At 54.8% G+C, this 14,293-nt stretch carries 16 protein-coding genes; 9 read left to right on the plus strand and 7 right to left on the minus strand.

Translation table 11 applies throughout. From position 1 onward, the window contains the following. Window positions 1-18 precede the first annotated feature (18 nt). Window positions 19-528 carry a nuclear transport factor 2 family protein gene (locus R0135_RS13830; RefSeq protein ID WP_407347506.1) on the plus strand — a complete coding sequence of 170 codons (510 nt, stop codon included), beginning with the start codon at window positions 19-21 and terminating at the stop codon, window positions 526-528. Beyond that, complete coding sequence (locus R0135_RS13835) at window positions 525-1,166, plus strand: DUF998 domain-containing protein (RefSeq protein WP_407347507.1); 642 nt, start codon at window positions 525-527, stop codon at window positions 1,164-1,166. The genes R0135_RS13830 and R0135_RS13835 overlap by 4 nt, the downstream gene beginning before the upstream one ends. On the opposite strand, the gene R0135_RS13840 is transcribed toward R0135_RS13835, so the two are convergent. Then, window positions 1,129-1,398, minus strand: coding sequence for a hypothetical protein (locus tag R0135_RS13840; RefSeq protein WP_407347508.1), 270 nt, complete (start codon window positions 1,396-1,398; stop codon window positions 1,129-1,131). The two genes, R0135_RS13835 and R0135_RS13840, sit on opposite strands and share 38 nt — an antisense overlap. A 71-nt stretch (window positions 1,399-1,469) precedes the next feature. Between R0135_RS13840 and R0135_RS13845 the strand changes: the two genes are divergently transcribed. Beyond that, on the plus strand, window positions 1,470-2,123 hold the full coding sequence (locus R0135_RS13845; protein WP_407347509.1) for a glutathione S-transferase family protein: 654 nt from the start codon (window positions 1,470-1,472) through the stop codon (window positions 2,121-2,123). A gap of 34 nt (window positions 2,124-2,157) precedes the next feature. Here R0135_RS13845 and R0135_RS13850 read toward each other — a convergent pair whose 3' ends face one another. Both R0135_RS13850 and R0135_RS13855 read right to left on the minus strand, forming a co-directional pair. After that, on the minus strand, window positions 2,158-3,225 hold the full coding sequence (locus R0135_RS13850) for a DUF2855 family protein (RefSeq protein WP_407347510.1): 1,068 nt from the start codon (window positions 3,223-3,225) through the stop codon (window positions 2,158-2,160). 145 nt (window positions 3,226-3,370) lie between these two features. Continuing rightward, entirely contained in the window at window positions 3,371-5,017 is a 1,647-nt protein-coding gene (locus tag R0135_RS13855) for a glycoside hydrolase family 3 protein (RefSeq protein ID WP_407347511.1), read from the minus strand. A gap of 415 nt (window positions 5,018-5,432) precedes the next feature. Here R0135_RS13855 and R0135_RS13860 point away from each other — a divergent pair, with 415 nt between their 5' ends. Both R0135_RS13860 and R0135_RS13865 read left to right on the plus strand, forming a co-directional pair. Further along, window positions 5,433-6,113, plus strand: a complete 681-nt coding sequence (locus R0135_RS13860; RefSeq protein WP_407347512.1) for a DsbA family protein — start codon at window positions 5,433-5,435, stop codon at window positions 6,111-6,113. Further along, window positions 6,107-6,688, plus strand: coding sequence for a DsbA family protein (locus R0135_RS13865; RefSeq protein WP_407347513.1), 582 nt, complete (start codon window positions 6,107-6,109; stop codon window positions 6,686-6,688). Before R0135_RS13860 ends, R0135_RS13865 begins: the two co-directional genes overlap by 7 nt. Here the strand turns inward: R0135_RS13865 and R0135_RS13870 are convergent. From R0135_RS13870 to R0135_RS13880, 3 genes are all read right to left on the minus strand, one after another. After that, window positions 6,641-7,582: a RimK family alpha-L-glutamate ligase gene (locus R0135_RS13870; protein WP_407347514.1), complete on the minus strand. Its 942-nt coding sequence runs from the start codon at window positions 7,580-7,582 to the stop codon at window positions 6,641-6,643. The genes R0135_RS13865 and R0135_RS13870 overlap by 48 nt on opposite strands. Window positions 7,583-7,646: 64 nt before the next feature. Beyond that, entirely contained in the window at window positions 7,647-8,237 is a 591-nt protein-coding gene (locus R0135_RS13875; RefSeq protein ID WP_407347515.1) for an HAD family hydrolase, read from the minus strand. Further along, the gene (locus tag R0135_RS13880) at window positions 8,234-9,217 is read right to left on the minus strand and encodes a family 16 glycosylhydrolase (RefSeq protein ID WP_407347516.1); all 984 of its coding nucleotides are present in this window, start codon (window positions 9,215-9,217) and stop codon (window positions 8,234-8,236) included. The genes R0135_RS13875 and R0135_RS13880 overlap by 4 nt, the downstream gene beginning before the upstream one ends. A 105-nt stretch (window positions 9,218-9,322) precedes the next feature. On the opposite strand from R0135_RS13880, the gene R0135_RS13885 reads away from it, so the two are divergent. From R0135_RS13885 to R0135_RS13900, 4 genes are all read left to right on the plus strand, one after another. Further along, window positions 9,323-10,882 carry a long-chain-fatty-acid--CoA ligase gene (locus R0135_RS13885; protein ID WP_407347517.1) on the plus strand — a complete coding sequence of 520 codons (1,560 nt, stop codon included), beginning with the start codon at window positions 9,323-9,325 and terminating at the stop codon, window positions 10,880-10,882. Between the two features lie 65 nt (window positions 10,883-10,947). Then, complete coding sequence (locus R0135_RS13890) at window positions 10,948-11,400, plus strand: TlpA family protein disulfide reductase (protein WP_407347518.1); 453 nt, start codon at window positions 10,948-10,950, stop codon at window positions 11,398-11,400. A gap of 73 nt (window positions 11,401-11,473) precedes the next feature. Next, window positions 11,474-12,652: a hypothetical protein gene (locus R0135_RS13895; protein WP_407347519.1), complete on the plus strand. Its 1,179-nt coding sequence runs from the start codon at window positions 11,474-11,476 to the stop codon at window positions 12,650-12,652. 118 nt (window positions 12,653-12,770) lie between these two features. Further along, on the plus strand, window positions 12,771-13,295 hold the full coding sequence (locus tag R0135_RS13900) for a TlpA family protein disulfide reductase (RefSeq protein ID WP_407347520.1): 525 nt from the start codon (window positions 12,771-12,773) through the stop codon (window positions 13,293-13,295). Between the two features lie 30 nt (window positions 13,296-13,325). Here R0135_RS13900 and R0135_RS13905 read toward each other — a convergent pair whose 3' ends face one another. Beyond that, a complete protein-coding gene (locus R0135_RS13905) occupies window positions 13,326-14,258 on the minus strand; it encodes a glutathione S-transferase family protein (RefSeq protein WP_407347521.1) in 933 nt (310 codons plus the stop codon). Window positions 14,259-14,293 lie beyond the last annotated feature (35 nt).

Here is a 14,293-nt window from a genome sequence, read left to right on the forward strand (position 1 = left end):
TGATCACAAGGTTTGCACATGAGTTTATTGAGCTCGTCACACCGCTGCAGCTCTAATGGTCGCAGCAGCTCGGCGCGATTGTCGCGCCTACGTTTTGAGTCGCTCTGCGTGGCTGCCTTACTTGGCCTGTGCCTTTCTGTGTCGGACGCAGTCGCTGCAAATGACGAAATGCCTGCCATTCGCGCGGCGGTGTTTGATTATTTTGAAGGCGTCAATGAGGTCGACCTTGTTCGCCTGGAGCGCGCGTTTGATGAGCACGCGGCCTTAAAGAGCGTCGATCACTCCGGTGCTCTGGTTGTTGAGCCGATTGCGGATGCCATAGATCGATGGATGCAGGGAGAGCCCGCGACGCGTAGCGGAAAAATACTCAGTATGGAGCTTGCCGATGGCCCCGTTGCGCGGGTTGTGTTTGATTACGATGGGGCTTACATCGATTTTCTTAGCCTTGCCAAGCTTAAGGGGCAGTGGAAGATCATCGATAAAGTGTTTATCCGCACTGGCCTCTCCGCTGATGGCCCCGTCCAATGATCAGCAACAGAGTTCTCCAGCGTTTTGTGGTCGCGGGCGTGATGTTGATGCTCGGCGCGCACATCGCAGCGTTATTGCTCACTGGACAGAGTGCAATGAGTTCGCCCATTAGTCAGCTTAGTCGAGGCCCCGGTGCCGCTTTGCATACCTCGGGACTGTTCGTTCTGGCGCTGGTGCAGCCAGCACTTGCGATTCTGCTTGGCCGCGCGGCTATAACGTCTCGAATGTGGACAATTGCCTGCTGGTTAATGGCGCTCAACGGCGTGTGTTTGTTATTTATTGCCATCTACTTTTTGCGCGCGCCGGATGCTTTGCTGTTTGGCCCTGATGCCAACGATCCTCTGGCGTTGCTTGCCAGCAATGTCGGCCTGATTATGGGTTTACTCCATCGGGGCCTGCGGCAGAGGGCGCCACGCTGCGCATTGCTCAATACTGTGATGTTTGTGCTGTGGCTGGCTTTGATCCCCGTAATTCCATTTATAGAGGCCAGTTGGCTAGGTGCCTACGAGCGAACGGTTGGTGTGGTCTTGTTGCTCTGGTTGGCAACTTTGGCGCTTCTTGCCCCTGCCGGCGATGAGTATAAAACGACTTATTGGCGCGTCAGGAGACAGCCCAGCCCATTAAGGCGACGGCGATAAAACCACTGACAACCGGCCCTACAATGCGGCCTCGTTTGAGTCCTCTGACCACAGACACTAAAAGAGCAATACCAATGATGAGTGCGGCCCAGTCGATCATGCCGTTCACGCCAGCCCCTTTACCAACGCCGGCAAAAAAGTCGCTGAGTGTGCCCGGTATGCCGGATATCACGCCACCGACAGCTTCGCCACTTGATTGAGCCATGCCGCCGGATTCTGTTGCTTCATCCATTAAAGTTACTCACATTGATAGTTTGGTTAGTATGTTAGCTCTGTTTTGTTCGCCATAAAAATTGGATTCCCATGAAAATTTCTGCGCTTAAACTTTTTCACTTTCCCGGTAGTCGCAGCGCCCGCGTGCGCTGGGCTTTGCACGAGACCTATGGTGAAGACTACGAGCTGGTGACTATGAAGTTGCTGCAGGGGGAGCAATACGCCAGCGCGTTTTTGGCGGTGAACCCCAATCATGCAGTACCGGTACTGGAAATCACCTGGGAGGATGGGTCGGTACAGAACATGCTCGAGAGCACGGCGATGGTGGAATGGCTTGCCGATGCCTTCCCGGATAAGGGCTTGGCACCGGAGCCTGCGTTGTCACCCCGGCGTGCCGATTATCTTCAGATGTTACAGTTTGCTGGCTCCTGGATGGATGCGATGCTGTGGCAACTTCGTATGCACCGTGATCTTTTGCCTGAGAGTGAGTCTGACAAGCGCTCGGTGGATCGTGCTTTGGATAAGTTCGCCAGCGAGGTCGAGCCTCAGTTACTTAGTCGACTAACCGCGACGGACTATATTTGCGGCGAAAGTTTCTGCGCTGCCGATATTGTGGTGGGTCACAACGTCAGCTGGGCTCGCATGTACGGCTTGTGTCAGGACCCAGTCTATAAAGACTACCTGGGAAGACTGTCTGCTCGGCCCGCCTTCCAGCGGGCTTTTGATGATATGGGCCGCAAGTAAACGACACATCACCGCGGCTGCGCTGCGCCCATTGCTACAGCTTACAGATCAAACCCTCGGCAGGGTTCATTGAGCCTGCGCAAATGTCGTCATAGTGTTGGCTGAAGGCTTCTACGCCACTGACCTCTTGAAGATTCAGCCAATCGCCTGCGGCGGCCGCTGCGGCCATGACAAAACGCTGGGCGTTTTTGACAAACTCGCCGGGGGGCAATGCCTGGCTACGCTCTAGCATGTAGCTGGGCGCAAAGAACCACTCGTGACGGTCGCGGCTTGAATCCAATTTGCTATCGGCCTGATCCCAATGCGTCAGTCCCACACTAATGAAGTATGTGAGATTGTCGCCAAGGTGATGCCGCAGCGCCTCTGCGTTAGCCGCGTTGCCCGCCATATCGACAATCACCGTGGGAACCTGGGGCACATCACCTAATGCCTCATACCCCAGCGCATCATCGTAGTAGCCCAGGCTTTTCACAAACTCGATGTTCCCTGCAGATGTGAGACCAAGCACCGGAGGCGACTTGTCATCATCCGCCAGAGCTTTGGCCAGGCCGATGCTGGTTTTACTGGATGCGCTTAACAACAGGACTTGTTGCGCCCCGTAATAGTCATTGTCCTGAAGTTGATCCCAGAGACAGTAAGACGTGTTGTACAAAGGACCTAGCAGCGCCTGGAGATACTCTGCCTCGACAGCGCCTCCGCTGCGAACGCGTTGGTAACGGTTGTACAGCGGGGGTAACGCCTGGCGATGCTCGGCACCGTCGAAGAGAGTTTTTTCATCTATGCGAACTGGCAGCATTACCAGGGAGCCTGCCGGAGGGAAGTAACCATACAGTCGTTCGCCAATAGCGATATCGTCAGTGCGGGACTCCACGACGTCGGCAAACCCCCAGACCGGAATCACGCCATAGCCGTCATCGCCTGCTACCGGAAAGAACTGCCAGTAACCCAAGGTATTGCCCGCCGCGGCGTAAGTCATGTTGTTGGCAGTAAAGGCAAAAAAGTCTACCGCTACGCGGATTTCGCCGTCTTTGAGCTCTGACTCATCCACGGTGGATACACGATGCTCGCCAAAGGCGGTTTTGTTTACTTCGAATCTTTGCATGGCTTTTATGGGGCCTCCGCTTGTTTGTATTCCTGATCCAGCTTTATTAGGTTTATCACTGCAGCAACGCTCTTACAACGCATAAGTTTGAGCGCCGCGATTTTCTCTGAGTTACCGTCTGCGGTATCAAGCCTTTGTGTCGATATCAGTACTCGCTGAGCCCAAACCCGAATTTGAATAAGGCATGGTCGGCATCTGCCTCCAGCGGAAGATCTTCTATGGCGGCGGGCCATGCGTAAGGCAATTTACCTTTGGGTTTAAAGCCGTCGGTACCGTAGAGAAAGTCCGCAACCCCTGCGCCTTCCGAGCCCGGCAGCCATGCGGCGATAAAGGCATCGCTGTTCTTGAGTTCGTCGGTGATCACCAGGGCTCGGCCTGATATGAGCACTACGATGACCTGCTTGCCTAATGCCCTGCAGCCTATGATGAAAGCCTTGTGTTCATCGGACAGCCATAGCTCATCGCTATCACCTTTAAACTCGGCATAGGGACTTTCACCGACGACTACCAAAACCTTACTGGCCTGCATTGCGCTGTGGCAACCAGCTTCGCTGTAGTCGACATTTCGAGCGACTGCGCGAATTCCATCAAGAATTGTGGTGGCCCCGGCGTAGCTCTCGCTTTGTCCCTGCCAATGTATGGACCAACCGCCGCTCTGCAAGCCGCTATTGTCAGCATGCTCACCCACCACCGCGATTGGCTCATTCACCTGCAATGGCAGTACATCGCTGTCACTTTTGAGCAAGACCAGAGACTCCCGCACGGCCTGGCGGGCAACGTCGCGATGTTCCTGCGACCCAATGTCTGCCGCGTACTCGCGTTTACCAAAGGGGTTGTCGAACAGGCCCAGGGCCAACTTCATGCGAAGGACTCTAGCTACCGCATCGTTGATGCGGCTCACCGGTACGGTGCCATCCAGCACTGATGCCTCAAGCCGGGTGATAAATTCTTCGTGGTTTCCGGGCTGCATGACAATATCGATACCGGCATTCAAAACCAGATGGGGATCACCCCAGCGCAAACCGCCATTCCAGTCGGTGATTACCACGCCCTCAAAGCCAAGCTCGCTCTTGAGTACCTCGTTCACTAAATACCCGTTCTGGTGCATGTTCACACCGTTCACTGAGTTGAAACCCACCATGATCGAAGCAATGCCTTGCTCAACGGCGGCGGCGTAGGGGGGGAGATAGTCCTCGCGCAGCTCCTGCTCTGAGATTGTAGTGTTACCCCCTTCGATGCCACCGTCAGTACCACCGTCGCCGATGTAGTGCTTGGCAGTTGCTGCAATAGTGGAGGGAAGCGAAAGATCCTGACCCTGGTGGCCCTGCACGGACGCGATAACTGCCGCCGTGGTGAGGTCACGATCCTCGCTAAAACCCTCGTAGACGCGGCCCCAGTGCTCATGCTTTGGCATGGCAATGCAGGGGGAGAAGGTCCAGTTGAAGCCCGTGCCGGCTGCTTCCAATGCAGTGATTTGTGCCGAGCGTTGGATTAGCTCGAGATTGCGGGTGGCGGCCATACCAATGTTGTGAGGAAAAATCACGGCGCCCTCAAAGGTGTTTTGGCCGTGCACAGCATCCACCGCAAACAGCAACGGTATGCCAAGGCGGGTTTGCAGCGCAGCCCTTTGGAACTCGTCCAACTTGTTGATCCAGTCCAGTGCTGCGGGGCCAGGGGTAGGGCCTTCGGTATGAATGATTGAGCCAATACCAAATTCTTGAACCACCGTCGGGGACACATTGTTATGCCATACCGATTGGGTGATTTGACCGAGCTTTTCCTGAAGGGTCATTTCACTTACCAGCGCTGCTACCTTCTCATCCCTTGTGTTGTACTGGCAAAGATCAAACTGTTGAATTCCGTGTAAGCACTCAGCTGCTGGGGGATTTGTGCGCGAGTCTGGCGCTGCGGAACAGGCGATTAACGAAAGGAACGCGATCGTTAAGCCGGCTGAGCTCATAGCCGGATATGTTATGCGGCTTTTTATAGTGACCTGATCCATTGCGGGGCTCTTGGATTCTTAGCGTGGAGGTGTCTTTTGATCTTACTGCTCCGCGCACAGTATTGTTAAGTGATTTTCGAAACATCGCGACATCAGGGCGTGGGAGCACGCTCAAGCGTGTCTTTAACTTGCCGTGTTAGCATCTTGGCGCTGTTAAGCTGCTTGCAGGCGTCGACTGCTGACTCAGTAGTTCGCTGGAGATCCTATGCATCCACTGAAAAGTAACGCTCCCTTGATTGTTTACCTAGATGTCAAAAGCCCCTACGCGCTGGTTGCGGTGCGGCCGACACTTGCGCTTGAGTCTGAGTTGGGCCTGGCTTTTGATTGGCGCCCCCTAACGCTGGATATCCCGAGCTTTCTGGGCTCTGCCGAGAAGCGCGATGGAAAGGTGGTGCAATCCTCGGGACGCAGTGAGCGTATTTGGCGGGCCATTCGCTACTCGTACCATGATGCCCGCCGTTACGCAGAGCGTCAGGGCTTGATACTCAAAGGCACAGAAAAGATCTGGGATTCAAGCATCGCCAATATAGCCATTTTGTGGGTAATGGAAACTGATCGGTCAAAGATTCCCGATTACTTGAATGCCGTCTTTCCGCCGTTTTGGCGACGAGAGCTGGATATAGAAGATATTGCTGTTGTCGAGGAATGTCTTTGCAGTGCAGGTATAAGCAGCACCGGGTTTCAAACGTTTGTCACGGGCAGAGGTCGCCAGATACATGATTCACTGCACGGCCTTTTTCATGACTGTGGCCTTTACGGTGTTCCCAGTTACGTCATCGATGGTCAGGTCCTTCGCGGTCGGGAGCACATTCCCTATCTGCGCTGGCGACTGTCGGGTTCCATGGGAGATGCCCCGGACATCGCCTATGAGTTGCCCGCATGTTAACGGTCTATGTTGATTTTAAATCTTTACCGTCTTACTTGGCGCTTAAACCGACTCTGGCGCTGGCGAATCGCTACGGTGTCTCAGTGGATTGGCGGCCCTTTGTTACCTGGGAGCGTGATATTCCCCAGGAAACTCATGATGCGGCTCTGAGTAAAAGGCATCACGAGGTCAGGATGGCTTCGCAGCGCTCGACGGATCTGATGTATGCCGCCCTCCAAGGGATGCATCTGACCTATCCCGAGATTGCGACCGAGGCAAATCTTGCCCTAGCTGCCCTTGCACTCTTAAAGGGTGACAAGACGGCGTTTGTGCAGGAGACATTCGATGCGTACTGGCAGCGACACGCCAATCTCAATGACAAAAGTGTAGTGGGAAGTCTCTTGAGTGCCACGGGGTTTGATCTTGAACTCTCGGCAGCTTCGGCTCCTTCAGTGATGGCCGATGTTCAAAGCGCAGCCCAAGAAGCAGGAGTGGTCGATGCACCGTGCTTTGTTATCGCAACACAGCTGTTTGTGGGTCGTCAGCACTTACCCTGGATCGAAGAGTGTTTGCTCGCGGAGCTCAGCTTTCAGTAGTTGAGCGATAGCCTGCATGCCTGAGATTCCGGCCCGGTGCTCTGCTCTGGGGTTGTAATTGGTGTTGGTGTTGATGTCGTAGGTGAAGCGTTGCCCTGCGGCATCCACAATGTTCTCGATCCCCGCCACGTGAATATTGTTCGCGATCAACATGCGGCGGTAATCCTCGATAATGGGCTCGTCGAAATTTTCTATGATTTCGAACTTGGCGGCGGAGGTCGCCGGACACACGGTCGCGTCTTCGTCCTGACACTCATCTGCGGGGCAGAGCAAAAACCCATCAGAGGTGTCGACGCGCACTGCGTATACGAACTCCTGCCCAACGAATTCGCAGCGCGTAATAAAGGGTCCAGGCGCGGCGATGTATTGCTGGATAAGGGTAATACCGTCAATGGGCTCTTCGAAAGATGCGCTGTGTACGTAATCATTCAGTTCTTCTACGGATTGGAACAAACGGACACCGAGGCCCTTGCCGGCGCGATTGTGCTTGGTAATGAACGGTGCTCCCATACTTTGAGCGGCTTGAGCCAGACCGTCTTTGCCAACCACCGCTATGGTGCGTGGAGTTCTGATCCCCTGTGCTTCAAGTGCGGCGTATTGGGCAACTTTACTCAGCTCTAGCTGCAGCGCTCTGCCGGGATTAAGCACACGACGGCCATGTCCCTCCAGCCAGGACAGAACGGCTGCAGCATACTCGGGGGCATAACGGTGGTCCCGCGTGTGCGAGGAGGCGCTCATGCGATTGTAAAAAACGCCCTTTGGGGGTTCCGCAGACAGGTCCAGAGTGCCTTCATCAAGAAACCAGTCCTCGTAGGGTACGTCCAGGCCGTCTAGAGCATCCATGAGGGGTGTGCTCCACTCGCGATTCTCGTGGATGATATGGACCTTGTGCATGACGGCGCCTTTGAGGGTAGGGAGTTGCCTGTTGAAATACGCCGCGAAGTTGTTTTCAGATTGCTCAGGAATCAAGCCAGGCAAAGATTGCGTCAAATTGTCTTAGAAGGCGGACTTGGGCATCAAACTCCTGGGGCGCCTCCTTATCTGCGACATATAGTACGGGAAGCATGCCAGCTCGCTGTGCCGCTTCAATGTCGTAGCGAAAGTCGCCGACGTAGGCGCAGTGTTCGGGCTGTATACGCCAGGCCGAGGCCACGGCAAGAAGCGCCTCGGGGTCTGGTTTGGGGGCGGCATCTTCGCGAGCTTTTAGAGGGATAGCCGGCATGTCCAATCGTTGCATAGTCAACTGCGCTGCTTCTCGACTATTGCGTGTGACGATGGCAATAGGCGTTTGCTGTTGATGCAGCGCGTGAACCGTTTGTTCCGCCCCGGGCATCCATTGGGCAGCTAGCGCCCCGGCGATTTCGTGTTGATGAATAACAGCCATGGCCAGATCACGCTCTTCCTGTGATGGAAGCCTGGCGACGTACTCAAGCAAGCCCAGTTCCGAGGGTGCATCTAATTCTCGGCGCATAGCTGCGAAATCGAGGCGCGAGTCCACCAGTGTGCCGTCAAGATCAAAGATTACGGCGCGAAGACGAGCAGGGCTCATCGGTGCTGGGCTGCTTGCTGCTTCGCGATTTGTGACCAGTTCTCTAAAGGCTCAGCGTCGTATTGATAAATCCGTAACCAGTCATAGCGTGCGCGCATCGGATAACGGTTTGCGCGCTTGTTGCCACCGAAGACATCCTGAATGTCATCATTGGGGATCCAGAAGTTCATCATGACTTCCGTTAACTGATCGGGTATAGGCGTAGGCTCTAACTGCGGTTCTACGCACATCGGGTCGCAGTCTATATCGGCCGCTGACAGGGTCTTGACCAGCTGTCCATCTACGAACCAGCTAATACGATCGGGTAGCCACTCGATAGCGAACACGCGCCAGCGATCTACCGGGCCAATATCGATTTTGTCTTCCCAGGCGCCAAAACGTCGGGTTTCGGACCAGTTAATGGTATCGAGCCCGTAAATCAGGTTGGCCTGAAATTTGTTCGGGCGACCACCTTCGAGCTCGATGTCGATTTCTTCCCACTCGAGATCAAACTGCTCGTTGCCTTCGTTAACGTAGGTGAACAACGAAGAGATGTATCCGGATGCGGTATGTCGGTCCGGCGCCTGCATCCGTGTTTCTATGCGGCCGTAGCGTATGCGTAACTCAGGTCGGGTGCGGACCTCACCGCAGATATAGTCATAGGCCTTTTTTAGTTCCTGGTGGTTTTCTGACCAGCCCTCGGCCACAGGCTGTTTACTGATGACCAGCTCAAGAGCGCCATTGTTGATTTGTACGCCAAGATCCTGAAACCGGCACATGGACTCCGTACCCACCGCACCATCGCCTTTTGCCCATATTGTCTCGTCAAAGGTGTCAAAGCGTTCATCCAAGACCAGTGAGAACCCGGCATAGGTCCCGGTATACTCCGGGTAGGCTTCAGGCAATGGCAGATCGGCGCTAGAGGTGCAGCTGGCGAGGGCCAGCGGCAGTGTCAGCCCTGCATGGCGTAAATGTGCCCGCGGGTTTTCAATCCTGTACACGTAGTTCCCTCCTTTGCCTTGAGTGTCTAGTATAGCTAGGCCGAGTTTTAGTTTTGATCTTCGCCGCTTCGCTAATGCTGATCTTAAAACAATAAGGACAAGTGTATGTATAGCCTCACGGAATTTCTTAAATCCAATGCCCGGGCAACGCCCACCGCTACGGCTACTCGCCATCTTGGGCGATGTCATAGCTGGCTCGATATGCAAACACGCGTTGCGAGCCTCGCCGCCGCGCTTCGGGAGATGGGTGTGGAAGCCGGAGAGCGTGTGGCGATTTTGGCGCTCAACAGTGATCGCTATCTGGAATACTACTTTGCGGTCTGGTGGGCCGGCGCTGTTGTGGTGCCCATGAATACGCGGTGGTCTGAGGTAGAGAATGCCTACGCGCTTAAGGATGCGGGTGCCACGGTGCTGTTTGTCGACGACGCCTTCGCGCCTATGCTGGATGCGATGACAGCAGATGTTTCTCTGAAAAGTGTCGTGTTTACAGGTGAGGGCGATAGGCCCGAAGGGACATTGGACTACGACGCTTTGATTGCTGGTAATGCACCCTGTGAGGATGCCCAGCGCAGTGGTGATGATCTGGCGGGTCTGTATTACACCGGTGGTACTACAGGCTTTCCCAAGGGTGTAATGCTGTCTCAGCAGGCGCTCTGGTTTAACAATCTGAGCGTCAGTAGCGGGTCTAAATATCTGACGGGCGATGTGTATCTACACGCCGGTCCCATGTTTCACCTTGCCGATGGTGCTTTCTCTGGCGCGGCTTGTACCGGCGGACTTTGTCATACGTTCTTGCCGAGTTTTGATCCGGTAAAAGTTATGGATTTGATCGAAGGAGAGCAGATTACCCACACCCTTATGGTGCCCACTATGTTGGGCATGCTGGTGAACCACCCGAATTTTGATCCTCAGCGCTTGCGGACGCTACGCAGCGTGGCATACGGGGCGTCACCAATGCCCGAAGGCCTCATGCTCAATTTACTGGAGACACTGCCGTGGATCGGTTGGATGCAAGGTTATGGGCAAACTGAGATGGCACCAATAATCACATTGCTAGCTGCCGAGAATCACACGCTTGAGGGACCTCATGCAGGGAAGCTGCGTTCGGCGGGTCGAGCGGGGCCTGGAGTCGAGATTCGTATCTGCGACGAGCAGGGCAATGACCTTCCTAATGGTGAGGTCGGTGAGATTGTGGCGCGATCTCCCGGTTCCATGTTGGGATACTGGAATCGACCAGAACAAACGGCCGATACACTTAAGGACGGCTGGGTAAACACAGGTGATGGTGCATACCGCGACGATGATGGCTTTATATTTATTGTGGATCGCTTGAAGGACATGATTGTTACCGGCGGTGAGAATGTTTTTTCAGCTGAGGTCGAAAGTGCCGTATCCACACATCCGGCTGTGGCAGGGGTATCAGTGATTGGCATCCCCGACGAGAAGTGGGGGGAGGCTGTCCACGCCATTGTGATCTTGCATGAGGGACAGAGTGCGACAGTAGAGGAGTTACTGGAACACACTGTTCCGATCATTGCTAACTACAAACGTCCGCGCTCTATCAGCTTCCGAAGCGAGCCTTTTCCCTTGTCCGGGGCGGGAAAAATACTCAAGACAGAGCTGCGCAAACCCTTTTGGGATGATAAGGACCGCGGCGTTGGTTGATCTTGAGACTTGATTAATCAACAGGGTGTAAGATCACTCTTAAAGTGCATTTTGAAGGTGGACCATTGAAGCTCAGGCAGCAGGCTCGATTATTCTTACTACTGACCGCGCTGATCGCGTCGGTGCATGCTGGCGCATCAGAAGGCGAGGATAAGTCCTCCGGGTGGCGCCTGGTAAATTACTGGTCCGAGTGGTGTGCTCCTTGTCGTAAAGAAATCCCCATGCTCAACGCGCTGCGCGAGGAACTTGCATTGAGCTCAGTGCAACTCGTCGGTGTGAACTTTGATGATGATCCCCGGGATGTCACGCTCAGGATTGCCAGCTCTTTGGGTATCAATTTTCCTACGCTGACTCGCAAAGAGGTCAATGAGTACGGTATGCCGGCTCCGAGTGTCATGCCAACGACTTATATTGTGTCGCCGGCTAATGAGGTGGCGGACACGCTTATCGGTCTTCAGTCACGGGAGCAAATTGTTGCGAGACTTTTCCGCTTGGGTGTTATCAGTGATGCACCTTAAGGGGTTGATGTCGATGAGGGGAGTTCGGAGAAATAGGGCCGCACAAGTAGGTCTTACAGTCTGCCTTACGGCTTTGAGCGTTTGCCACGCGAGCGCTGAAGATCGGCATTCAAGGGATTTTGTAGTCGAGGAGCTGCCGTCACCTGCTCCGCTTAATAGCTCACTGTCGCGAGTAAGTCGTGACGAGTTGGGGGGGCTGTATCTGTCCTGGGTCGCTCAGGGCGATTCCCTGGCACAGCTAGCTTATTCAAAGTGGCTTGACGGAACATGGAGTGGGCCTCAAACCATTAGTGAAGGCGCTAACTGGTTTGTTAACTGGGCTGATTTCCCTGTGCTGTCTATGAACGGCGGCGCAGACGTTGCACATTGGCTGCAAAGCAGTGGTGAGGGCAGCTATGACTATGATGTGGTGGCGAGTTTTTACGACCAAAGTCAGGCAAAGTGGGGGGAAGGCGTTGTGGTAAACCGTAGCGGTATCGCCGCCGAGCATGGTTTCGTGTCCATGTTACCTATGGGCGAGCAGCAAACGCTGATCGCCTGGCTGGATGGTCGTAACACCAAAAATACGCCAGATGCAGGTCCCATGACTTTGCGTGGAGCGGTGTTTGATGCTTCGGGCAACAATCTGCGCGAGTGGGAGCTGGATCGGGCTACCTGCGACTGCTGTCAAACCAGTGCCGCTATGACTGAAGCGGGTCCGGTGGTGGTTTATCGGGACCGCTCCCCAGAAGAGCGGCGGGATATCGCTATCGTGCGCATGATCAATGAGAGCTGGACTGCGCCTGCACTCGTTCATAAGGACGACTGGCAGGTGATGGGGTGCCCGGTTAACGGGCCCGCCGTGGCTGCCAGGGACAATCTTGTTGCCGTGGCGTGGTTTACTGCCAAGGATGACTTGCCGACAGTGAAGTTGGCATTGTCCTCAGATAGCGGCGCAACTTTTTCGCCCCCGTCACGGGTGGCCGGGCCAGACACGAATGGTCGTGTCGATGTAGAAATTCTGGTCAACGGCCAGGTGGTGGTGAGTTGGATGGATACTCAGACCGCAGAGGCAAAAATCATGCTTTCTCGCTTTAAGCCCACCGGACAGCTTATCGACGGTATCGAAGTTGCCGTGAGCAGCGCGTCGCGTCGCAGCGGCTTTCCGGTTATTGAAAGCGTCGATAATACCGTTTATGTCTCCTGGACGGACGTCAGTGATACACCCAGAGTCCGGGTGGCCCGCGTTGATTTCGATGGCAAGCTCGAGTGATGAGCGCTGCCAGCTTGATGGTGACTATTCACGTTATTGCAGCTGAGTAGCCTCTGGCAGCGATATTGATCCGAGGATAGTTTAGGATCAGCTATTAAGAATTATCAGGTAGTAGCTCATGAAACGATTTCTCACCGCAGCCCTGTTCATGCTCTTGGCCAGCCCAACTTTTGCTGTGAACCAAGGTGATGTCGCCCCTCCCTGGTCGGGACAGGATCTCATTACCGGCAATACCGTTGCATTCCCGGAAGTTCTGGATGGAAAGCCTGCAGTGATACTGTTCTGGGCTACCTGGTGTCCCTATTGCAAGGCCTTTATGCCGCGTGCTGCTGAGATTCAGGCAGAGTATGCCGAGGCTGGAGTCAAAATTATTGGCCTGAACCACAAAGAGCGGGGCTACGGCGATGCGGCTGCCTACGCCCAGTCCCTGGGGTTTCCGCTCATCGCCATTGCTGATGCAGATGCTATTGGAGATGCCTGGGCCATCGACTTTATACCGGGACTCTTGGTAGTAGACGGGAGCGGTAACATTGCCTATCGCCGTCGCAGCACAAATATGCCTGCAGGCAAAAAGGTGTCCCAGATATGGGCGAGTGAAGTCCGCGCTGTGCTGGATCAGTTGCTTGAGGCGCAGGCGAATTGACCCCAAGCCAGGAGCTCGCGGCCATGGGCGCTAACTATTTGTAGCGGCCTTCAGTGCGTAACCGCTGCGCGGAAAATGTACATGTAGACTGCCGAAACTGTCAGTCTTTCGCTCAAGAATCACGCGCTCGGCTGTGACCGCCGCCAAAGTCCCTCTTACGGGAACCACACCGTAGTCTTCCGGGTGAATCTCAACAAACTGACCAAGTTCCAGACTATCGAGAGCTTCACTTGCAGGCAGCGGGCGTGGGTTTGCGCTTCGAGCCGCTTCGAAGGCTTCGTCCTGCGTGATCTCGTGACGATGCCCGTGACCAAACTGACTGACCCTCTCGTACCAGTCCAGAGTTTTGCTTGCGGCAGGTGGTAAGTTACCGCTGCAACTGAGATGCAGCCAGATGGGGTGATACACCGCAAAGTCAGCGATGCTGGGTGCGTCACCGGCAATCCAGGGTTGTGTGGCCAGAATTTTTTCAAGAGTTTCAAACAGATCGCGCATGATGTCCTTGGAGTCGGCTGCGGCTTTGGGTTTGCTGGTACCGCCCTTTAAAAATCCACTGCGATCTTTTACGAAACGATAAGCACCTAGGGGCCCGAACCCGCGCAGCAGTGTGCCAAGAAGACTGAGTGTAGACACAGACGTGATGGCCGCAAAAAACCCCTCACTCTCGGCTCGGCGCATGATCTCAAGCGCAGGGCCGCTTGCACGGTAAGGGTCAAGCGATGGGTCTTGGCGCATCGAAGCAATCTCCTGCGCGATGAGCGCGGTATCGCAAAAGATGTCGGCGCCAAGTTGCGCAATAGGTATCCGACGATAGCCCCCGGACAAAGGGTCCACGTTGGGCCTCGGTGGCCAGGCTGGAGAAATAAGCGAGCGCCAGTTGCTATCGGTATAGCCAAACATCAGGCGAATCTTCTCCGCATAGGGAGAGCTCTCGTAATGATGCAGAATCATAGATTCGTCCATAATGTATTCCTTTTTGCTGTCCCGAGTGGCGCGAG

This window comes from Congregibacter variabilis (assembly GCF_045689235.1).
GTDB lineage: Bacteria > Pseudomonadota > Gammaproteobacteria > Pseudomonadales > Halieaceae > Congregibacter > Congregibacter variabilis.